At 65.9% G+C, this 19,789-nt stretch carries 21 protein-coding genes; 18 read left to right on the top strand and 3 right to left on the bottom strand.

What is annotated here, in order from left to right; translation table 11 throughout:
* Positions 1-57 precede the first annotated feature (57 nt).
* The 11 genes from G7Y82_RS05245 (at position 58) to apbC (ending at position 13,197) form a co-directional block, all read left to right on the top strand.
* Complete coding sequence (locus G7Y82_RS05245) at positions 58-372, top strand: STAS domain-containing protein (RefSeq protein WP_168146954.1); 315 nt, start codon at positions 58-60, stop codon at positions 370-372.
* Positions 369-737 carry a response regulator gene (locus tag G7Y82_RS05250; protein ID WP_168146955.1) on the top strand — a complete coding sequence of 123 codons (369 nt, stop codon included), beginning with the start codon at positions 369-371 and terminating at the stop codon, positions 735-737. Before G7Y82_RS05245 ends, G7Y82_RS05250 begins: the two co-directional genes overlap by 4 nt.
* Before the next feature lie 13 nt (positions 738-750).
* A complete protein-coding gene (locus tag G7Y82_RS05255) occupies positions 751-2,721 on the top strand; it encodes a chemotaxis protein CheA (RefSeq protein ID WP_168146956.1) in 1,971 nt (656 codons plus the stop codon).
* Between the two features lie 18 nt (positions 2,722-2,739).
* A complete protein-coding gene (locus G7Y82_RS05260; protein ID WP_168146957.1) occupies positions 2,740-3,234 on the top strand; it encodes a chemotaxis protein CheW in 495 nt (164 codons plus the stop codon).
* Positions 3,235-3,343: 109 nt separating this feature from the next.
* A complete protein-coding gene (locus G7Y82_RS21670; protein WP_206370342.1) occupies positions 3,344-5,857 on the top strand; it encodes a methyl-accepting chemotaxis protein in 2,514 nt (837 codons plus the stop codon).
* A 178-nt stretch (positions 5,858-6,035) separates the two neighbouring features.
* Positions 6,036-8,309 carry a methyl-accepting chemotaxis protein gene (locus G7Y82_RS05270; protein ID WP_168146958.1) on the top strand — a complete coding sequence of 758 codons (2,274 nt, stop codon included), beginning with the start codon at positions 6,036-6,038 and terminating at the stop codon, positions 8,307-8,309.
* Between the two features lie 22 nt (positions 8,310-8,331).
* Positions 8,332-9,183: a CheR family methyltransferase gene (locus tag G7Y82_RS05275; RefSeq protein WP_168146959.1), complete on the top strand. Its 852-nt coding sequence runs from the start codon at positions 8,332-8,334 to the stop codon at positions 9,181-9,183.
* A 9-nt stretch (positions 9,184-9,192) separates the two neighbouring features.
* Positions 9,193-9,786 (top strand): chemoreceptor glutamine deamidase CheD, encoded by a 594-nt coding sequence (cheD, locus tag G7Y82_RS05280; RefSeq protein ID WP_366515614.1) that lies wholly within the window; start codon positions 9,193-9,195, stop codon positions 9,784-9,786.
* Positions 9,787-9,796: 10 nt separating this feature from the next.
* Positions 9,797-10,825: a protein-glutamate methylesterase/protein-glutamine glutaminase gene (locus tag G7Y82_RS05285; RefSeq protein WP_168146961.1), complete on the top strand. Its 1,029-nt coding sequence runs from the start codon at positions 9,797-9,799 to the stop codon at positions 10,823-10,825.
* A 73-nt stretch (positions 10,826-10,898) separates the two neighbouring features.
* Positions 10,899-12,038 (top strand): methyl-accepting chemotaxis protein, encoded by a 1,140-nt coding sequence (locus G7Y82_RS05290; RefSeq protein ID WP_240954081.1) that lies wholly within the window; start codon positions 10,899-10,901, stop codon positions 12,036-12,038.
* Positions 12,039-12,120: 82 nt separating this feature from the next.
* The gene (gene apbC / locus G7Y82_RS05295; RefSeq protein WP_240954082.1) at positions 12,121-13,197 is read left to right on the top strand and encodes an iron-sulfur cluster carrier protein ApbC; all 1,077 of its coding nucleotides are present in this window, start codon (positions 12,121-12,123) and stop codon (positions 13,195-13,197) included.
* Between the two features lie 36 nt (positions 13,198-13,233).
* On the opposite strand, the gene G7Y82_RS05300 is transcribed toward apbC, so the two are convergent.
* Positions 13,234-13,614: a winged helix-turn-helix transcriptional regulator gene (locus tag G7Y82_RS05300; RefSeq protein ID WP_168147152.1), complete on the bottom strand. Its 381-nt coding sequence runs from the start codon at positions 13,612-13,614 to the stop codon at positions 13,234-13,236.
* Between the two features lie 150 nt (positions 13,615-13,764).
* Here G7Y82_RS05300 and G7Y82_RS05305 point away from each other — a divergent pair, with 150 nt between their 5' ends.
* Complete coding sequence (locus G7Y82_RS05305) at positions 13,765-14,319, top strand: flavodoxin family protein (RefSeq protein WP_168146964.1); 555 nt, start codon at positions 13,765-13,767, stop codon at positions 14,317-14,319.
* A 70-nt stretch (positions 14,320-14,389) separates the two neighbouring features.
* Here the strand turns inward: G7Y82_RS05305 and G7Y82_RS05310 are convergent, their stop codons facing one another.
* Positions 14,390-14,989, bottom strand: coding sequence for a nitroreductase family protein (locus G7Y82_RS05310; RefSeq protein ID WP_168146965.1), 600 nt, complete (start codon positions 14,987-14,989; stop codon positions 14,390-14,392).
* 87 nt (positions 14,990-15,076) lie between these two features.
* Here G7Y82_RS05310 and G7Y82_RS05315 point away from each other — a divergent pair, with 87 nt between their 5' ends.
* The 5 genes from G7Y82_RS05315 to G7Y82_RS05335 all read left to right on the top strand — a co-directional run bounded on the left by G7Y82_RS05315 (position 15,077) and on the right by G7Y82_RS05335 (position 18,091).
* Positions 15,077-16,003, top strand: a complete 927-nt coding sequence (locus tag G7Y82_RS05315; protein WP_168146966.1) for a glycerophosphodiester phosphodiesterase — start codon at positions 15,077-15,079, stop codon at positions 16,001-16,003.
* Between the two features lie 295 nt (positions 16,004-16,298).
* Positions 16,299-16,589: a hypothetical protein gene (locus G7Y82_RS05320; protein WP_168146967.1), complete on the top strand. Its 291-nt coding sequence runs from the start codon at positions 16,299-16,301 to the stop codon at positions 16,587-16,589.
* A gap of 163 nt (positions 16,590-16,752) precedes the next feature.
* A complete protein-coding gene (locus tag G7Y82_RS05325; protein ID WP_168146968.1) occupies positions 16,753-17,262 on the top strand; it encodes a hypothetical protein in 510 nt (169 codons plus the stop codon).
* A 4-nt stretch (positions 17,263-17,266) separates the two neighbouring features.
* Positions 17,267-17,764 carry a protein-tyrosine phosphatase family protein gene (locus G7Y82_RS05330; RefSeq protein WP_168146969.1) on the top strand — a complete coding sequence of 166 codons (498 nt, stop codon included), beginning with the start codon at positions 17,267-17,269 and terminating at the stop codon, positions 17,762-17,764.
* Between the two features lie 75 nt (positions 17,765-17,839).
* Entirely contained in the window at positions 17,840-18,091 is a 252-nt protein-coding gene (locus tag G7Y82_RS05335) for a hypothetical protein (RefSeq protein WP_168146970.1), read from the top strand.
* Positions 18,092-18,123: 32 nt separating this feature from the next.
* Here G7Y82_RS05335 and G7Y82_RS05340 read toward each other — a convergent pair whose 3' ends face one another.
* Complete coding sequence (locus G7Y82_RS05340) at positions 18,124-18,633, bottom strand: GNAT family N-acetyltransferase (RefSeq protein WP_168146971.1); 510 nt, start codon at positions 18,631-18,633, stop codon at positions 18,124-18,126.
* 177 nt (positions 18,634-18,810) lie between these two features.
* Here G7Y82_RS05340 and G7Y82_RS05345 point away from each other — a divergent pair, with 177 nt between their 5' ends.
* On the top strand, positions 18,811-19,764 hold the full coding sequence (locus G7Y82_RS05345; RefSeq protein WP_168146972.1) for a glycerophosphodiester phosphodiesterase: 954 nt from the start codon (positions 18,811-18,813) through the stop codon (positions 19,762-19,764).
* Positions 19,765-19,789: the final 25 nt, after the last annotated feature.

Raw genomic sequence — 19,789 nt, forward strand, 5'->3', positions numbered from 1 at the left:
CCGCTACTGGAGTCGAGGCTCATCTGATCCGGCACCGCCGGCCAACCAGGAATGTTCATGTCCGCAAGTTCCGCTGCTCCCCCGACTGAAGACGCTGTCGTCCTGCAGCTGCCGGCCGATCTCGGTATCGAGTCGGTGGCGGCGCTGAAGCAGACCTTGGCGGCACAGCTCGATGCGGCATCGCTGACGATCGACGCGACGGCGGCGTCGAGATTGCACGCGGCTGCCCTGCAATTGCTGGCGGCGTTCTGCCGCAGCCGCAAGGACGCCGGTCACGCGACGCGATGGTCTGCTGCCAGTGCCAGCTTCACCGACGCCGTGCGCGCGCTCGGTCTGACCCCGATGCTTGGTTTCGAAGGAGTGAAGGCATGAGTGCCGAAAAGATACTCGCGGTCGACGATTCGGCCTCGATGCGACAGATGGTGGCGTTCACCTTGCGCGACGCCGGTTTCGATGTGGCCGAAGCTGCGGACGGCCAGGAAGCCTTGGAAATGGCGCAGCGCGAGCCGTACCGACTGGTGCTGTGTGACGTCAACATGCCACGCATGGACGGCATCAGTCTGGTCCGCGAGCTGCGCCAGATTCCGAGCTACAAATTCACGCCGCTGCTGATGCTGACCACCGAGTCCGGTCCGGAGAAGAAGCAGGAGGGCAAGGCGGCCGGCGCGACCGGCTGGCTGGTCAAGCCGTTCAATCCGGAACAGCTGGTCGCGACCGTACAGCGCGTGCTGGGCTGAGGCGCCGCCGACCATGGCCAGCATCGATCTGAAGCGCTTTCATCGGGCCTTCTTCGAAGAGAGCTTCGAAGGGCTCGACATCATGGAGGCGGGCCTGCTGCGCCTCGATCCGGCGCAGCCGGACGCTGAAACGCTGAACGGTATCTTCCGTGCCGCGCATTCGATCAAGGGCGGCGCCGGCACCTTCGGGTTCTCCGGCATCACCGACTACACCCACGTTCTGGAAGCGCTGCTTGATGAGATGCGCGCCGGACGGCGGGCGCTCAATGCCAGCGACATCGATCTGCTGCTGCGCGCCACTGATGCCCTGCGTCAGCTGCTGGTCGCGGCACGCGACGAGCAGCCGGTCGACGCGGCGCTGACCGAGGCCGTGCATGCCGAGCTGACCGGTTGCCTGCACGGTGAAAAAGCGGGCGCGGCCGCCGCGCCGGTGGCCGCCAAGGCCGACGCTGCCGAAGGCTGGCGCATGGTCTTCGCACCTCATGCCGGCCTGTTCATGAGCGGCAACGATCCGCTGCGCATCCTGCGCGAGCTGGCGACGCTCGGTGACGCGAAGATCGATGCGGTCGACGCGGCGCTGCCGGCTTTTGACGCACTGGACCCGGAGCAATGCTGTCTGTCCTGGAAGATCGACTTGCGCGGTGCGGTTTCGCGCGATGCGATCGTCGATCTGTTTGCCTGGGTTGAAGACGAGTGCGATCTGACGATCGAAGCGCTGGCGGCGGCGTCCGTGCCTGCCTCGAGCGTCACGCCGGTCGCGGCGCTGCCCGCTGCGGCGCCGAGCAAGGCGGCGACGCGCCCTGGCGCTGACGCCACGTCGATTCGTGTGTCGACGTCGAAGATCGACGCGATGATCGATCTGGTTGGCGAACTGGTGATTACGCAGGCGATGCTGCAGCAGCAGGCGTCGCATATCGATCCGGCAGTCGCCGAGGCCTTGTTGCAGGGGCTCGCGCAGCTCGATCGACACACGCGCTTGCTGCAGGAAGCGGTGATGTCGACGCGCATGCTGCCGGTCGACGCCGTGTTCTCGCGCTTCCCGCGCGTCGTGCACGACCTGGCCGGTCGGCTCGGCAAGCAGGTCCGCCTGCAGACCATCGGCGAGAGCACCGAACTCGACAAGAGCGTCATCGAGAAGATCGCCGATCCGCTGACGCATCTGGTGCGCAACAGCCTCGATCACGGCATCGAGAGCGAGGACGCGCGCCGTGCCGCCGGCAAGGATCCGGCCGGCACCTTGACGCTGCGCGCCGCGCACCAGGGCGGCCACATCGTCATCGAGGTGGCCGATGATGGTGCCGGCCTCGATCGGCGGCGCATTCTGGCCAAGGCCGCAGAGCGCGGACTGTCCTGCGATGCGTCGATGACCGACAGCGAGGTCTGGCAACTGATCTTCGCGCCGGGCTTCTCGACCGCCGCGCAGGTGACGGACGTGTCGGGCCGTGGCGTCGGCATGGACGTCGTCAAACGCAACATCGAATCGCTCGGCGGCCGCGTCGAGATCGGCTCGCAGACCGGTCGCGGCACCTGCGTGACGATCCGTCTGCCGCTGACGCTGGCGATCGTCGACGGCATGTCGGTAGCGGTCGGCAATGACGTCTTCATCCTGCCGCTGCCGGCCATCATCGAATCCCTGCAGCCGAGCGCCGATCAGGTCAAGCGGGTGGCCGGGCAGGGGCAGGTGGCACGCGTCCGCGACGAGTATGTGCCGCTGGTCGCGTTGCATGACTGGTTCTCGCTGCCGGCGCGTCCGCGTCCGGTACACGAGGCCATCCTCGTCATCGTCGAAGCCGAAGGTCACAAGCTGGCGCTGCAGGTCGATGCGCTGGTCGGCCAGCAGCAGGTCGTCATCAAGAGTCTCGAAACCCACTACAAGCGTGTGCCCGGCGTTTCGGGCGCGACCATACTCGGCGACGGCCGTGTCGCACTGATCGCCGACGTCGGCGAGATCGTGCGCCTCGCCACGCGCGCAGCCGCCGCCTGATCTGCAGGAGCCTTCACGATGGAAGCCGCAAGCGTTCACGCAACACCCGCCGACACCGCCGAATTTCTGACGTTCACACTCGGCGGTGAGGAATACGGTGTCGACATCCTCAAGGTCCAGGAGATCCGGGGTTATGACACGGTGACCCGCATGCCGGGTGCGCCCGACTTCATGAAGGGCGTCATCAACCTGCGTGGCACCATCGTGCCGGTCATCGACCTGCGCCTGAAGTTCGGGCTCGGCGATGCCAACTACGACGCCTTCACCGTGATGGTGATCCTCAACATCGGCAAGCGCATCGTCGGCATGGTGGTCGACAGCGTCTCCGATGTGATCGAGCTCGACCCCGAGGAAATGCGTCCGGCGCCGGAATTCGGCAGTTCGATCGACACGCGCTTCATCACCGGCCTCGGCACACGTGACGATCGCATGTTGATCCTGCTCGACATCGAGAAGCTGCTCGGCAGCGCCGACATCGGCTTGATCAACGCGGTGGTCGCACAAGCCGCCTGACCGGCGGCGGCTGCGCCGCCGTCATCCTCTTTTTCACTGCGGTTCCGCTCCGAGGGAGGGGCGGGATAGTGGGGCGCTGTGCCCGGCGCCGCCCTCATCGGAGTTCTGCATGCAACTGCTCAACATGAAAATCGGCCAGCGCCTGAGCCTGGGCTTCGGCACCGTACTCGCGTTGATCGTCGGCATCGTCGCCGCATCGCTGTACTTCCAGGGCCGCATCGATGCCAAGGATCGGCAGATGCGTGAACACGATCTGGTGTCGATGCAGCTCAGTCACGAGCTGCTGCTAGATAACACCCATCAGCAGCGCGACATCGAGAATATGTTGCTGGTGGTTTCCGACAAGGCCGAGACGCAGCGCCTGATCGAGTCAGCGCAGGCCGGCGTGCAGCGCAGCGAGGCCTTGCTCGGCCAGCTGGCGCCGCTGATGACCTCGGAGTCGGATCGCGGCCTGTACGCAACGCTCGCACAGAAGCGCCGCAACTGGCTCGACCAGCGCACCGAATTCATCGATGCCCTGGCCGATGCGGCCCCCGGCGAACTCGATGCCTACTTCTTCTCGACGGTGATGCCATACGCGCAAGCCTATAACGCCAGCATTCGCGCATTGCTTGATGCGCGCTCGGACGCGCTGGATGCGGCTGGTGCGGAAATCGGCCGCGCTGGTGCGCAGCTGAGAGGGATCGAGATGGGACTGGCTGCGCTGGCGTTGCTGACCGGGGTGGCGTTCGCATGGTGGATCACGTCCGGGATCACGCGGCCGTTGCGGCGTTCGCTGCAGATCGCGGACGCAATCGCGCAAGGCGATATGGACACGATGATCGAGGTGCGTGGGCGTGACGAAACCGCGCAGCTGATGCAGGCCTTGCGGGCGATGCAGCAACAACTCCGGGCGCGGGCGCAAAGCGATCGTGAACGTGCTGCGGCGATGACGCGCATCAAGCAGGGTCTCGATGCGGTCAGTACCAACGTGATGATCGCTGACAACGATCGCCAGATCATTTATCTCAACGAGTCGATCGTGCAGATGCTCGGCAAGGCAGAGGCCGGGATTCGCAACGAGCTGCCGAATTTTTCGGTGGATGGCCTGCTCGGCAGTTCGATCGATGATTTACATCGTGCGCCGGAACACCAGCAGCAGATGCTGTCCGCCCTTCAAGGGACGCACCGCGCGCAGATTTCGATCGGTGGGCGCAGCTTCGACCTGACGATCAACCCGATCGTCGACGCCGATGGGCAGCGGTTGGGATCGGTCATCGAGTGGCTCGATCGTACCGAGCAGCTGGCCGTCGAGGCCGAGTTGGGCGGCATCGTCGCTGCGGCCGCCGAAGGGGACTTCAGCCGCCGCGTCTCGCTGGACGACAAGCAGGGCTTCTTTCTGCAGCTCGCCGAAAACGTCAATCGCCTGCTCGAAAGCAGCGATGCCGGCCTGCGCGAGCTGGCCCGCGTTCTCAATGCGCTGGCCAACGGCGACCTGACGCAGCACATCGACGCGGAATTCCGCGGCACCTTCGGGCAGCTGCGTGACGATGCCAATCGCAGCGTTGAACAGCTGACGAAGATCATCGGCGAGATACAGGTGGCGAGCGACACGGTGAGCACGGCGGCGCGCGAGATCGCGGCCGGCAACAGCGACCTGTCGTCGCGTACCGAAGAACAGGCGGCGAGCCTGGAGGAGACGGCATCGTCGATGGAGGAACTGACCTCGACGGTGCGGCAGAACGCGGAGAACGCGCGTCAGGCCAACCAGCTGGCGATCGGCGCGTCGGAAGTGGCGGTGAAGGGCGGTGCGATCGTCAGCGAAGTGGTCGGCACGATGGCGTCGATCTCCGAGTCGAGCAAGAAGATCGCCGACATCATCGGCGTGATCGACGGCATCGCCTTCCAGACCAACATTCTGGCGCTGAACGCGGCGGTGGAAGCGGCGCGTGCCGGCGAGCAGGGTCGCGGCTTCGCGGTGGTGGCCAGCGAGGTGCGCAGCCTTGCACAGCGCAGCGCCTCGGCGGCCAAGGAAATCAAGGCGCTGATCGGCGATTCGGCGGGGCGGGTCGACAACGGCGCCAAGCTGGTCGAGCAGGCCGGCCGGACCATGGACGAGATCGTCGGCAGCGTGAAGCGCGTGACCGACATCATGGGCGAGATCACCGCGGCATCGCAGGAACAGAGCCAGGGTATCGAACAGGTCAACCAGACCATCACGCAGATGGACGAAGTGACGCAGCAGAACGCGGCACTGGTGGAGGAAGCCTCGGCCTCGGCACGCTCGCTGGAGGAACAGGCCGGCGGTCTGGCGGCGTCGGTCAGCCGTTTCCGAATCAAATCCGTCGCTGCACGCGCTGTCGCCGAAGTCGGCCACGTCAACGTCGCCGTCGCTGCACCTGCCGTCGAGCATGCTGCCGTGCCGGCTGCCGATGGAGCTTCGCAGCCCTCGCTCGTCGACGCGTCAATCGCAGCGTCTCCTGTCAGCACGCAGATGGAGCCGGAGACGCCAGCGCCGAAGAAGCGTCGCAGTGCCGCCAAGCCACGGCGCAAGCGCGCAACACGCCGCACGCTGAAGACCGAACCGGTCAACGGTACGCCGGTCTCGCTGCCCGCCGGCGACGAAAGCTGGGTTGAATTTTGATGTGGCGCGACGGGCGACCGTTTGTTGTCCCGCCGCTGCCGGCCGTCGTGTGCAGTCTTTCGTCGCGCACCTTGGCGGCCGCTCACCCGATAGCGCCCGGTCGCGATGTTGCACCGTTTCGCGTTGTTTCCACTGAACCCGCTGGAAAGACGGGGACACCTCACCAGGACCTACAAGCATGAAGTTCTTTGCCAATTTGTCGATCGCTCGAAAGCTGCTGTTGGCGTGTCTGCTGTGCTCGGTCATGACGGCGTTGCTTGGCGGTTTTTCCCTGTACCGTCTGACGCATTCCGAGCATCAGGTTCAGGAACTGCTCGGCACCTGGATGCCGTCGGTGCAGCGGCTGCAAAGCATGCGCACGGCGCTGGCCGAGTACCGCATCTATCAAATCCAGATCGTCCATGCCGGCAATGATCTGGCGCTGCGCGATGACTATGTCGCGCGCATGGCCAAGACCCGCGGCGAGTTCAACGATGCGCTGGCCGCGTATCGCGCGCTGGTCACGGATGGCGAGGAGCAGAAGCTTGCCGACGATGTCGAGGCCAATGCCAAGCGCTATTTCGACGACGGTCCTCTGCGCACCGCGCTCGAAGCCAAGCACTACGACGATGCAAAGGGCATTCTCAACGGTGAGTTGAAGGAGGCCCGGCGCGCGACGGCGACGGCGATCGGCAAGGACATCGATTTCAATATCGCCGCGCAGAATGCGCTGGGTGCAGCGTCGCAGGACAATTTCCATCGATCGGTGGTGCTGATCTCCGGCGGTGTTCTGGCGGTGCTACTGATGACGCTGACCGGCGGCTGGCTGATCAGTCGCGTGATCACGCGACCGCTGCGCGAGGCTGTCGAGGCGGCCGATGCCGTCGCTCGTGGCGACTTCGATATTCGCGTGCGCGCCACCACGCGGGACGAAACCGGCAAGCTGCTGGAATCGATGCTGGCGATGACGAGCGTGTTGAAGCGCTTTTCCGAAGCCCAGCAGGAGATGGCACGCCAGCACGAAATCGGCGAGATCGACCATCGCTTGTCGGCCGACGCGTTCCCGGGCGCGTATGCGCAGATCGCGACGCAACTCAACGAACTGGTCGGCTCGCACATTGCGGTGAAGATGCGCCTGGCCGAAGTCGTCTCGCGCTACGCGATCGGCGATCTGTCGGTGGATATGGATCGCCTGCCGGGCAAGAAGGCCGTGCTCTGCAACACCATGGACGAGGCCAAGCACAATCTGGTCCGCATCAGCGATCAGATCAAGCGCCTGACGGCCGCCGCCGCGGTCGGTGACTTCAGCGTGCGCGGCGACGCCGAGGCCTTCCAGTACGAATTCCGCAATATGGTCGAGGATCTGAACCGCTTGATGGAATCGACCGAAGCGGGATTGAACGAAACGTCGCGTGCACTCGGCGCCATCGCCCGCGGCGATCTGACGCAAACAGTCGACACCAACTTCCAGGGCAAGGTCGGCGAGCTGATGCGCGATATCAACACGACCACCGAACAGCTGACGAAGATCATCGGCGAGATACAGGTGGCGAGCGACACGGTGAGCACGGCGGCGCGCGAGATCGCGGCCGGCAACAGCGACCTGTCGTCGCGTACCGAAGAACAGGCGGCGAGCCTGGAGGAGACGGCATCGTCGATGGAGGAACTGACCTCGACGGTGCGGCAGAACGCGGAGAACGCGCGTCAGGCCAACCAGCTGGCGATCGGCGCGTCGGAAGTGGCGGTGAAGGGCGGTGCGATCGTCAGCGAAGTGGTCGGCACGATGGCGTCGATCTCCGAGTCGAGCAAGAAGATCGCCGACATCATCGGTGTGATCGACGGCATCGCCTTCCAGACCAACATTCTGGCGCTGAACGCGGCGGTGGAAGCGGCGCGTGCCGGCGAGCAGGGTCGCGGCTTCGCGGTGGTGGCCAGCGAGGTGCGCAGTCTGGCACAGCGCAGCGCCTCGGCGGCCAAGGAGATCAAGGCGCTGATCGGCGATTCGGCGGGGCGGGTCGACAACGGCGCCAAGCTGGTCGAGCAGGCCGGCCGGACCATGGACGAGATCGTCGGCAGCGTGAAGCGCGTGACCGACATCATGGGCGAGATCACCGCGGCATCGCAGGAACAGAGCCAGGGTATCGAACAGGTCAACCAGACCATCACGCAGATGGACGAAGTGACGCAGCAGAACGCGGCGCTGGTGGAGGAAGCCTCGGCCTCGGCACGCTCGCTGGAGGAACAGGCCGGCGGTCTGGCGGCGTCGGTCAGCCGCTTCCGCCTCCAGTCGGCCGACGGGGTGGCCGTCGGCGGGGAAGGTGACAGCGAGGTCGTCGCCGAGGCGGTGCCGAAGGTCAAGGCCAAGGTCGAAGCGTCGGCCCGTGCTCGCGGTGCGCGAATCAAGCCGGCCGCTCGCGCGACACCGGCGGCCGCGCCAGCCGCTGCGGCCGACGGCGTCTGGACCGAATTCTGATCACGCCACGGAGCGCAGGCCCATGAGCAGCGCGGTGACTGAAGCGGTACCGACGGCGGGCGGCGAGCGCGAGTTTGCGTTCACCGCCCGCGACTTCGAGCGCATCTGCACGATGATTCACAGCCGCGCCGGCATCGCGCTGGCGTCGAGCAAGCGCGACATGGTCTACAGCCGCTTGTCGCGGCGCCTGCGCGCGCTCGGCCTCAAGTCGTTCACCGACTATCTGGATCGGCTCGGCGATATCCACGATCCGGAGTGGGAGGCGTTCACCAATGCCTTGACCACCAATCTGACGTCGTTCTTCCGCGAGGCGCATCATTTCGACACGCTCAAGGAGCTGTTGCTGCGCACGCCTGCGCGGCGGCCGCTGCTGCTTTGGTCGTCGGCGGCATCGACCGGCGAGGAGCCGTATTCGATCGCGATGGCGGCCTGCGAGGCATTCGGCACGCTGAATCCGCCGGTGCGCATTCTCGCCACCGATCTCGACACGCAGGTGCTCGCTCACGGCGAGCGCGGCATCTATCCGCTGGAGCGCATTGCGCGGCTCGACGAAGCGCGCGTGCGTCGCTTCTTCCTGCGCGGCAGCGGCGCACACGCCGGGGAGTGCCGGGTCAGCGAATCGCTGCGTGCGCTGGTGAGCTTCCGCCAGCTCAACCTGCTCGATACGCGCTGGCCGCTGAAAGGCGCATATACCGGCATCTTCTGCCGCAACGTGATGATCTATTTCGACAAGCCGACCCAGCACGGTGTGTTGTCGCGGCTGGTGCCCTTGCTGGCCGACGACGGCCTGCTGTTCGCCGGGCATTCGGAAAGCTTCTTCCACGCGGCCGATCTGGTGCGCCCCTGTGGCCGCACCGTTTACCGGCGGGCCTGAGCGATGGCCGTGCTCGATGCCAGACGTGCCGGCCCGGCCGGGACGTACTACGACTCGCGTTTCGACGCGTACGCGGCCAAGGTGCTGCCCGGCGATTACGCGGTGGCCGCCGACGCGCGGATGCTGGTGACCTTGCTCGGCTCGTGCGTGGCGGCGTGCGTGCACGACCCACTGGCACGTGTAGGCGGCATGAACCATTTCCTGTTGCCGGGCGTCGACGGCGCCAGCGGCGAATCGGCTCGCTACGGCAGCTATGCAATGGAAGTGTTGATCAACGAGCTGCTCAAGCGCGGTGCCGCGCGGCAACGGCTGCAGGCCAAGGTCTTTGGCGGCGCCGCCGTGTTGCCGAGCATGAAGGTCGGCAACGTCGGCGAACGCAATGCACAGTTCGTCCTCGACTACCTGGCGGCCGAGCGCATCAACGTGCTCGGCAGCGATCTCGGCGACATCGTGCCGCGCCGCGTGCACTTCTTTCCGGCCACCGGCCGGGCACTGGTCAAACGCCTGCCGGCCGCCGAACGCGCCAGCGTCGCCGCTGACGAAACCCGTTATCTGAGCCGTCTGCGCGCGAAGCCGGCTACCGGCTCCGTCGAGCTTTTCTGAGGATGGTCCCATGAAAACCAAAGTGCTGATCGTCGACGACTCGGCGCTGGTCCGCGGCCTGATGACGGAGATCCTGTCGGCCGATCCGCAGATCGAGGTGGTCGGCGTCGCCAGCGATCCGTATGTGGCGCGCGACAAGATCAAGCAGCTGCATCCGGACGTGTTGACGCTGGACGTGGAAATGCCGCGCATGGACGGCCTGACCTTCCTCGACAACCTCATGCGCCTGCACCCGATGCCGGTGCTGATGGTGTCGTCGCTGACCGAGGCCGGTGCCGACGTGACGCTGCAGGCGCTCGAACTCGGTGCCGTCGACTTCGTCACCAAACCCAAGCTCGATGTGCGCGCCGGCCTCAATGCCTACGCCGATCAGCTGCGCGAGAAAGTGCGCACCATCGGCCGCGCACGGCCGCGCAACGCACGCAGCAGCACGGGCGTCGCGCCGCGTCTGCGGCGGCCGTTCCGCACCACCGACCGCCTGATCGCGATCGGCGCGTCGACCGGTGGCACCGAGGCGATTCGCGAGGTGCTCGAGCGCATGCCGCCGGACGGCCCGGCGGTGGTCATCACCCAACACATCCCGGCCGCGTTCAGCGGTCCGTTCGCGGCGCGGCTCAATCGCACATCGGCGATGTCGGTCTGCGAGGCGCAGGACGGCCAGCCGATCGTGCCGGGTCATGCCTACGTTGCGCCGGGCGACCGGCATCTGCTGGTGGCGCGCGATGGCGCCCGTTATGTCTGCCGCTTGTCGGATGGCGCGCCGGTCAACCGGCATCGTCCGAGCGTCGACGTGATGTTCGATTCGCTGGCACGTCACGCCGGCGCCAACGTTGCCGCCGCGGTGCTGACCGGCATGGGCGACGACGGCGCACGTGGCCTGCTGGCGCTGCGCGAGACCGGCGCGCGCACGCTGGTCCAGGACGAGGCCAGCAGCATCGTCTGGGGCATGCCCGGCGCAGCGCACAAGCTCGGCGCCGCCGAGCGCGTCCTGCCGCTCGACGCCATCGCCGAACAGCTGTTGAACGATGCGGCGGCCTGAGCGGCGCTAAAGCCTGCTCCGTCGTGGCCGATACCAGAACAGCATGACCTTGGTTTTCATCAGGAGTATCCGTATGCCTTTCTTGCCGTGGAAGCCGCTGGCGGTACCCGCCGCGCTGACGGTCGTACACGTCGCGGTGCTGCTGCTGGCGAATGGCGGGGCCTGGGTCTGGCTCAGCGGCCTGGCCGCGGCGGCTGCCTGGGGCGCGCTGGCGGTGATGCAGATGCAGCGTGTCCAGCAGCAGCAGCTCGACATCGCACGGCTCGAATCGCAAAGCGAGCGCCGTGCCAGCAGCCTGCGCGAGATGCGCGGCGGGCTGATGCAGGAAGCGCTGGCCGCTGCCTCGGAAGTCGATCGCGTCCGTGGCCTGATCAACGATGCGGTGCGCCAGCTCGGCGCCGCCTTCAATGAGATGGACCGCCATGCCCGCGTGCAGGAGCAGGCGGTGGCCTCCATTCTGGCCCGCGACGGCTCGGCCGGCGCGACCACCGACGTGCGCCGCTTCGCCGAAACCGCGGTGGAGCTGATGCGCGGGCTGGCCGAATCGCTGTCCGACGTCAGCCGCCAGAGCGTTGCGACCGTCGAGCAGATCGACGAAATGGTCAAGCACCTCGACGCTATTTTTGAACTGCTGGGTGACGTCAAGACGATCGCCGATCAGACCAATCTGCTGGCGCTCAACGCGGCCATCGAAGCCGCGCGCGCCGGCGAGGCGGGCCGCGGCTTCGCGGTGGTCGCCGAGGAAGTGCGCTCGCTGTCGGAACGCTCCACCAACTTCAACGAACAGATCCGCAAGCTGGTTTCGGTGTCCAAGGACGCGATTGCCCGCGTGCGTGACACCGTCGGCGAGATGGCGACGCGCGACAGCACGCTGAGCAGCGGTGCGCACGACGAGGTGCGCCAGTTGCTCGGCCAGGTGGATGCCATCAACGACGGTCTGTCCGGCAGCCTGCGCACGGTCTCCGATGCGCGCGCCCAGATCAGCGAGGCGGTCGGCCGCGCCGTGCGCTGCCTGCAGTTCGAGGACATCTCGACGCAGGCGCTCGGCACCGCTGCCGCGCATGCCAAGCGCGTCGAGGCGATCGGCAGCGAACTCGAAAACGACGCCAACACGCCGACGGCCAAGGCCGCCGGCGCCGAGGACTGGCGCAAGCCGCTGCATCAGCCGGTGGCGCAGGTCTCGATGGAAGCGGGCACGGTCGACCTGTTCTGAGCGCGGCGGCCGGCCGCTCCGGCCGGCGTATCGCCTGCGGGTGTAGACTGCGCGGCCCCGCTTTTCGATGTCCGCACCGCCGATGTCCGTCACCCGCGATCAACTGCTGTCCGTCCTCGATTCCTACGTTCATCCGCTGATCGGTCGCGGCCTGGTCGCTGCCGGCGCCGTGGCCCGCGCCGAGGTGCAGGACGATACCGCGCAGGTGGTGATCGAACTCGGCTTTCCGGTGCAGGGCATCAGTGCCGATCTGGCGCAGGAACTCGGCGCCAAACTCAATGCCGAACTCGGCCTGATCGCCGAGCTGGCGATCGGCAAGCGCATCGACACGCACGGCGCGCGCGCCAATCTGCAGACGCTGCCCGGCATTCGCAACATCATCGCGGTGGCCAGCGGCAAGGGCGGCGTCGGCAAATCGACGGTCGCCGCCAACCTAGCGCTGGCGCTGCACGCCGAAGGCGCGCGTGTCGGCCTGCTCGACGCGGACATCTACGGCCCCAGCCAACCGCGCATGTTCGGCGTCAGCAGCGCGCGGCCGACCTCGCCGGACGGCAAGCGCATGAATCCGGTGCCGGCGCACGGCATCCAGACCATGTCGATCGGCTATCTGGTCGACGAAGACCAGCCGATGATCTGGCGCGGTCCGATGGTCACGCAGGCGCTGGGCCAGTTGCTCAATGAAACGATCTGGGACGACGTCGAATATCTCGTCATCGACCTGCCGCCCGGCACCGGCGACATCCAGCTGACGCTGTCGCAGCGCATCCCGGTCAGCGGTGCGGTGATCGTCACCACGCCACAGGAGATCGCACTGCTCGACGCCAAGAAGGGGCTGCAGATGTTCCGTCGCGTCGAGGTGCCGGTGCTCGGCATCGTCGAGAACATGGCGTGGTACGACTGCGGCGACCATCGCGACTACATCTTCGGCCAGGGTGGCGGCGAGCGCATGGCGGCGCAGTACGGCGTGGAATTGCTCGGCCAGTTGCCGCTGTCGACGCCGATACGTGAGCAGGCCGACAACGGCCAGCCGATCGTCGTTGCCGCGCCGGATGGCGAGGCCGCGCAGACTTATCGGCAGATCGCGCGCCGTGCCGCGGCGCAGCTGGCCTACGGCACGCCGGCCGCCGACTTCCCGACCATCGAAATCAGCGACGACTGACGCGCTGTTTCGTCGGCGTCGGACGGCAAGCGCGTCTCAGTCGTGACTTGCGGTGCGCGCTGTACGGCGCCGGTCGTAGCGCTGCTGTGCACGCTGCACCTGCTCGATGTGCTGCTCGGCCCAGGCCGCCAGCGGCTGGATCAGGTCCGACAAACCGCGGCCGAGCGTGGTCAGCGAATATTCCACCGTCACCGGCACGGTGGCGAAGGCCTTGCGGTCGACCACGCCATCGCGCTCCAGCTTTTGCAGCGTCTGACTCAATGCCTTTTGCGAGATGCCCTCGATCTCGCGCCGTAGCTGATTGAAGCGGCAAGGCCCCTGGCGCAAGACCTTGACGATCAGCAGCGACCATTTGTCGGCGAGTCGGTCGAACACCATGCGTGCCGGGCAGTCCTTGGCCTGCACGCTGTATGGCATCGCCGCGCCGCCGTCGTCGCGAGGCTCGGCGGCCACCGCGGTGTCCTGTTCGTAACCGGTTACCACGAGGTAACTCCTTTTTATGTTGGTATCAAAAATATACCATCTGGCCAACCTCTCGCGAGGTTCCAACTTTCATCAGGAGTTCCCATGGCAAAGACGGTTGTTGTCTATTTCTCGGGCTACGGTCACACCAAGCGCGCTGCCGAAGCGGCCGCACAGGGCGCCGATGCGGCGCTGATCGAAATCGACGGTGAAGGCAACGTGACCGACGCCGACTGGGAGGCGCTCGATGCCGCCGACGCCATCGTCTTCGGCTCGCCGACCTATATGGGCTCGGTGGCCTGGCAATTTAAGAAGTTCGCCGACGCCACGTCGAAGAAGTGGTTCACGCGTGCCTGGAATGACAAGGTGTTCGGCGGCTTCACCAACAGCGCCAGCCTCAACGGCGACAAGCAAGTCTCGTTGATCTATCTGCAGACGCTGGCGTCGCAGCACGGCGGCATCTGGGTCAGCCTCGGCATGCTGCCGGCCAACAGCAAGGCCGCGACCCGCAGCGACGTCAACAATCTGGGCGGTTCGCTCGGTGCGCTGTTGCAGTCGCCGTCGGATGCCGGTGTCGACGAGATGTCCGTCGGCGATCTGGAAACGGTGAAGCAGTACGCCGCGCGCGTGGCCGCGATCGCGGCGCGCCTCAAGGCCTGATCACGGCCTGCGGTTTCGTCACCCCAGCGCGTCGCAGGTCGCGCGCGCTGGGGTGACGGCGTGGCGGCGCTCAGCCGCTGAACACCCCTTCGAACACCGTCTTCGCCAGCGGCTCGCGCGGGCTCGGCGTTTCGCGCGCCTGCAGTGCTTCCGGCAGCTGCGACTTGTCGCCGGGCTTGCCGATCGCAAACGCTGCTTCGATGCGATAACTGTCCGGAATCTTCAACTCGCTGGCGGCACGCGCGAAGTCGATGCCAACCATGCCGTGCGCCTGCCAGCCGAGCTTGGCCGCCTGCAGCGCCAGCGACGCCCAGGCCGCGCCGGCGTCGAACGAATGGCTGTGCGACGGCACCTCGTCGCTCTTGCCGGGCAGCGCCATCGTCTTCTTCGATGCGATCACCGCGATCGCCGCGGCGTGCTGCGCCCACGACTGATTGAACTCATTGAGCACGCCGAGCAGACGCGCCCAGTGCGGCGTATCGCGGCGCGCGTAAACGAAGCGCCACGGCTGCGAGTTGTATGAAGACGGTGCCCAGCGCGCTGCCTCGAACAGCGTCATCAGCTCGTCTTGTGTGATCGCGTCCGGCGCAAACGCGCGCGGCGACCAGCGTTCGAGAAACACGAGATCGATCGGATGATCGGCGCTGCGGTGGTTGGCGGTCGTGCTCATGCCGGCAGTTCCTGGTTCGGGTGGGGGAGTGCAGGATCGTGCCGCATCGGTCACGATGCAAGCCGCGGCGCCGGTGCCGCATCGTCCATGGAGCGTGACACCGTGACCGCCATGCGGATACTCGCCGCCGCCTTGCTGAGCGTTCCGGCGCTGGCCAGCGCCCAGCCCTACGTTTCCGCCCATCGCGGCGGCGCGGCCTACGCGCCGGAAAACACGATGATGGCGTTTCGCAATGCGGCGCGCCTGCATGTCGACGACTTCGAGACCGACAGCTGGCTCTCGGCCGACGGCGCGCTGGTGCTGATTCACGATCAGGATCTGAGCCGCACCACCAACTGCAAAGGACCGGTCACCGCCAAGACCTGGGCCGAATTGCGTGAGTGTGACGCCGGCTGGTGGTTCACGCCGGGGCAGGGCGTTACGCATCCCGATCCGGCGCTGCCGCATCCGGCGCGCGGCCGTGGCGCGCGCATTCCCAGCGCCAAGGAGCTGTTCGCCTTCGCCGCGTCGTTCCAGGGCGACTACCGGCCGACGGTCACGATCGAGATCAAGGACAAGCTCGCTGCCGTGCGCGAGGCCGAGGCGCTGGTGCCGCTGATCCAGAACAGCGACATCAAGAACCGCATCATCGTCCAGTCGTTCAGCCGCGTCGGCATTGATCGCGTCAAACAGCTCGACCCCAGCATCCGCACGCTCTACCTCGTCGACGAGCCCGGCACCCTGCGCCCGGCCTTGATCGAAGCCGTACACGGCGGCCACGACTTCATCGCCCCCGACGCCGGCATGGCCGGCTTCGACGCCGCCTACGTCCAGGTCGCCCACGACGCCGGCCGCAAGGTCGTGCCGTGGACCATCGACACTCAGGCCGACGTCCAGCGCATGGTCGGCTACGGCGTCGACGGCATCATCAGCAACTTCCCAGCCTGCCTCCTGAAACTCGAAGGCCGCCTCACCACGGCGCGACTGATGCCGGAAGAACTCGGCGAGCCGGACGCGCCGCTGTGCCGGCGTTGAGCGCAGCGTGTGAGCATCCAGGTACCGGTTCATGCGATCCGATCGGCCGATGTGCGGGTGCCTTCGGTCGGTGCTTGTGGCTTCAATTGATCCGCCCGCAAGAAAAGCGTGATGCAGACCTCATAACGCACTTTTTCTACTGGAACAGCCCCGAACCGCTTCGGCATCATCAGCCGAGAGTTGCGCCCTGTGTTGACACGTCAAAAGGTGGCGAGATGTCGGGGGACATTACCTCCTAGTGGCACGTTTGATGTATGTGCAAACTCTGCGGTCTTCTAATCGCCGCCAGAGCCCAATGACCGGCATACGAAAAATTGTTCTTCACTCACTGCAAGGCTATCGCCCAGAGTTGGAAAGGCTCGTGACGCAATGGATGCAGGAATGGGTCGGCTATGTCGGCGTGGTTGGCGTTGATGCGGCAAGAATCGAAGAAGTCATTGATGAACTGTGCGTGGGGGATGGGTCCAATCCGTACTTCATGCTCACCGCCTCTCATGGTGCAGATGAGTCCCTTCAGGATGCAGTTTTTCTTGCTGAGCAACTTTCAGGGGAGCTCGCTGGTGATGTTCACGTTGTCGAGCTCTAATATTTCGTTTCAGGCGGATGAGCTGGCTCGCGCCGCTGAACTCCAGCTTTGTGCGCAAAGAACATGAGCTTGCCCCCTTGCTTCGGTATTCGTGAGTCGGAGCAACGATGCGGACGGATATTGGGCGGTATGCAAGCTTTGTCGGCTCGCGCAGGAAATCGGCGTGAGGGAACTGGAAATCGATCTGCTGCCGAAGATCATCGAAAAGCCAGAGCCAAAAGACATACGGATCGTGAGGCAGCGCTTCCAATCGTTGCTTTATCTGACGCACGTGTCTTTGAGTGAAGCGCCAATCACGGTGGCGGTGGGCGTTGCGGACGAAAAGCTGTTGAGATACGAGCGGCTTGGCCGTGGTGTCGCGGTCGAGTGCCTCGTCAGATTGACGCTGGCACCCAGCCACTCGGCTACTGCAACCGCGCGCTGTCGTGCATCGCCGCACGATCCCGAGAGGAGTCGCGTCGATGCGAGCGTGCCGGGCCTGGTATTTCTTGAAATCGAAGCGCCGCGCAATCGATGCGCTGGTCTCAGGGGTGAGCTGCGAGTGGATGCGAGCTACCGAATTAAAGTCTCGACGCATTCCATTTCTCTGCTTCTCGCGAGGGCGGCGTGCAGTGATCCGCTTGCCGGCAATATCGACGCACCGATCACGCGCGTCATGAAACACCGGGCATAGATGCATGCGACCTCAGATCTACAAGGTGGAGCGTATCGGCGGTGGGGTGCTCGCTGTCATGGCAAAGCCGGCATCGGAATGGCTGGATGCGGAATTAGCAGCCTTGGCTGCAGCGGGAATACGAACGGTGATGTCGTTGCTCGAAACCCGAGAGGCCTATGAACTGGGGTTGGCGCGAGAGGCCGATATCTGTGAAGGATGCGGTGTCGAATTCATCCATTATCCAATTCCAGATCGTGGTGTTCCTCCTGGCGTCCCGTCATTTCGCGCGATCACGAAGCGCGCCCAAGAGCGAATTGCGAGTGGGGACGACTTGGTCATTCATTGCCGGGCAGGTATTGGTCGCTCCGGTTTGGTCGCCGCGGGTGTGCTGCTGCACTGTGGCTATGGCGTGCAGGATGCCTTTGCGCTCGTGTCCAAAGCTCGCCGGGTTGCGGTTCCTGACACAGCGGAGCAAGAGGCCTGGTTGCACGAGCATTCGCGGTCCATCGTTGCGCGGTAATGCCAACGGCGGCGGCTCGCTTGTAATCGTAAGACTCGCCGTTATCGTGACGACGTCGTCCATTTGGAACCCCCAATGAAGCCCAAGGAAATCGAGCGCTGGAAGAAGCGTCGCGACGGCGGGATGCTGCGCTTCATCGGCTTGGCGGGCGTTCTGGCCTGGGGCGTGCCAATGTTTGTGGCGATGACGTTTTTCGTTCCGCACCCGAAGCTCTCGGTGCCGGAGTGCGCGATCCTGTGGCTATGCGCTGGCGGGCTTTACGGCGCCGTCATGTGGTTCGTGCAGGAGCACCGATACCGCAAGGCGATGGAGGCGTCGGGTGATTAGGGCTCGAGTCGGGGGTTGCGCGCGGACCGCTTTCACGTAGCGTCGCGCGGCGGCGCGTCGTCGGCCTTCAGCCGCTTGTCCATGTTCCGGCAGCCGATGCGCAGGCCGGTGCCGGTGATGTGAACGCCGGCTTCGCCTATTCGATAGCCGGCAGCCTCGTAGAACGCCACCGCGTTCAGCGAGGCCTTCAGGTGGAGCTCGTGCAGCCCGAGTTGCCGGGCGAGTTGTTCGGCTTCGCGTAGTAAGTGTTGGCCGTGGCCACGACCGGCGTGTTGCGGGTGGACGAACAGGGCGTCGAGCTCGCGAGTGCCGAGCTTGAGCCCGGCGAAGCCGACGATGGCGTCGCGATCAACGGCCAGCAGGAACGGTTCGCGCTCCAATCGGTTCCCGAAGCTGGCCGGCATGGGCGTGGCCAGCCAGGCGTCGATCAGTTCGCCCGCGTAGTGCGTCCGGCATCCGTGGTCGATCGCGGCGCTGCGGAGGTCCCAGAGCGATACGGCGTCGGCGGCGGTGGCGCGGCGGATGACGGCTGGGGTCGGCATGCGGCGGGGCGATGAATGTTGATGGCCGAACGGCGGGATGCGCTCAGTGTGCCGCGCCTGACGGATTTCTGTCGTTCCGGTACGGCGTCACGCACCGGCAAACTCGCTGCGCTAGGTTTCGCCCCCTTTGCGCCATTCCGGCTTTGATGTCGGCTGGCCTGGGATCAGGGGGCGGGGATGCGAGCAGGGAATCGGGCGTGGCCCGCGTTGGCGCTGTTGGCCTTGTGGCTGGCGGCCTGCGGTGGTGGCGGTTCGGATGCGACGATGGGCCTCAGCGATGGGCCTTATGTCTCGGCGCATCGCGGCGGTGCGGCCTACGCGCCGGAGAACACGATGATGGCCTATCGCAATGCTGCGCGGCTGGGCGTGGACGATTTCGAAACCGACGCCTGGCAGACCGCCGACGGCGTGTTCGTGCTGCTGCACGACGAGACACTGTCGCGCACCTCGGACTGCTCAGGCCGAGTCACGGCGATGACGTTTGCCGAGGTCGAGGCTTGCGACGCCGGCTACTGGTTCTCGCCGGGGCAGGGCACGACCTCGGCCGACGACAGCTTGCCGCATCCGGCGCGCGGACTCGGCGTGACGGTGCCGACGGTGGCGGAATTGTTTGCCTACGCGGCGTCGTTCGACGGCGACTACCGGCCGACGGTGACGATCGAGCTGAAGGATCAGCTGGCCGCTGCCGCCGAGGCCGATGCGCTGGTGCCGCTGATCCAGGCCAGCGGCATTCAGGACCGCATCATCGTGCAGTCGTTCAGCGCCGCCGGCATCGACCGGGTCAAGGCGCTGGACCCGACGATCCGCACGCTCTACCTCACGTCCGGGATTCCGACCGCGCAGGGCGCGCTGAACAAGGCGGTGCGCAGCGGGCATGAGTTTGTCGCGCCGTCGGCCAGCCTGCCTGGGGTCGATGCGGCTTACGTGGAGCGGGCCCACGCGGTCGACAAGCAGGTGGTGCCGTGGACGGTCGATACGCTGGACGCGCTGACGGCCTTGTCGGCGATCGACGTCGACGGGCTGATCACGAACTTCCCCGGCTGCCTGCTGCAGTTGCAGGGGCGGCTGGCGGCCGAGCGGCTGCTGTCCGACGAACTGGACGGCGACGACAGCCCGGTCTGCAAGTCCTGACGGCGGCGTGGCCGTGCCCGGCGGC

The sequence above is a fragment of the Solimonas marina genome, from assembly GCF_012241385.1.
In the GTDB taxonomy this organism is placed as follows: domain Bacteria; phylum Pseudomonadota; class Gammaproteobacteria; order Nevskiales; family Nevskiaceae; genus Solimonas; species Solimonas marina.

Bases quoted from the DNA above. Each gene is read 5' to 3' on its own strand.
- G7Y82_RS05320 (WP_168146967.1), top strand. From the start codon at position 16,299: ATGACCGGCATACGAAAAATTGTTCTTCACTCACTGCAAGGCTATCGC.
- G7Y82_RS05345 (WP_168146972.1), top strand. From the start codon at position 18,811: ATGCGAGCAGGGAATCGGGCGTGGCCCGCGTTGGCGCTGTTGGCCTTG.
- apbC (WP_240954082.1), top strand. From the start codon at position 12,121: ATGTCCGTCACCCGCGATCAACTGCTGTCCGTCCTCGATTCCTACGTT.
- G7Y82_RS05300 (WP_168147152.1), bottom strand. From the start codon at position 13,614: ATGCCATACAGCGTGCAGGCCAAGGACTGCCCGGCACGCATGGTGTTC.
- G7Y82_RS21670 (WP_206370342.1), top strand. From the start codon at position 3,344: ATGCAACTGCTCAACATGAAAATCGGCCAGCGCCTGAGCCTGGGCTTC.
- G7Y82_RS05290 (WP_240954081.1), top strand. From the start codon at position 10,899: ATGCCTTTCTTGCCGTGGAAGCCGCTGGCGGTACCCGCCGCGCTGACG.
- G7Y82_RS05255 (WP_168146956.1), top strand. From the start codon at position 751: ATGGCCAGCATCGATCTGAAGCGCTTTCATCGGGCCTTCTTCGAAGAG.
- G7Y82_RS05315 (WP_168146966.1), top strand. From the start codon at position 15,077: ATGGAGCGTGACACCGTGACCGCCATGCGGATACTCGCCGCCGCCTTG.
- G7Y82_RS05250 (WP_168146955.1), top strand. From the start codon at position 369: ATGAGTGCCGAAAAGATACTCGCGGTCGACGATTCGGCCTCGATGCGA.
- G7Y82_RS05335 (WP_168146970.1), top strand. From the start codon at position 17,840: ATGAAGCCCAAGGAAATCGAGCGCTGGAAGAAGCGTCGCGACGGCGGG.
- G7Y82_RS05275 (WP_168146959.1), top strand. From the start codon at position 8,332: ATGAGCAGCGCGGTGACTGAAGCGGTACCGACGGCGGGCGGCGAGCGC.
- G7Y82_RS05285 (WP_168146961.1), top strand. From the start codon at position 9,797: ATGAAAACCAAAGTGCTGATCGTCGACGACTCGGCGCTGGTCCGCGGC.
- G7Y82_RS05245 (WP_168146954.1), top strand. From the start codon at position 58: ATGTCCGCAAGTTCCGCTGCTCCCCCGACTGAAGACGCTGTCGTCCTG.
- G7Y82_RS05310 (WP_168146965.1), bottom strand. From the start codon at position 14,989: ATGAGCACGACCGCCAACCACCGCAGCGCCGATCATCCGATCGATCTC.
- G7Y82_RS05270 (WP_168146958.1), top strand. From the start codon at position 6,036: ATGAAGTTCTTTGCCAATTTGTCGATCGCTCGAAAGCTGCTGTTGGCG.
- G7Y82_RS05305 (WP_168146964.1), top strand. From the start codon at position 13,765: ATGGCAAAGACGGTTGTTGTCTATTTCTCGGGCTACGGTCACACCAAG.
- G7Y82_RS05260 (WP_168146957.1), top strand. From the start codon at position 2,740: ATGGAAGCCGCAAGCGTTCACGCAACACCCGCCGACACCGCCGAATTT.
- G7Y82_RS05330 (WP_168146969.1), top strand. From the start codon at position 17,267: ATGCGACCTCAGATCTACAAGGTGGAGCGTATCGGCGGTGGGGTGCTC.
- G7Y82_RS05340 (WP_168146971.1), bottom strand. From the start codon at position 18,633: ATGCCGACCCCAGCCGTCATCCGCCGCGCCACCGCCGCCGACGCCGTA.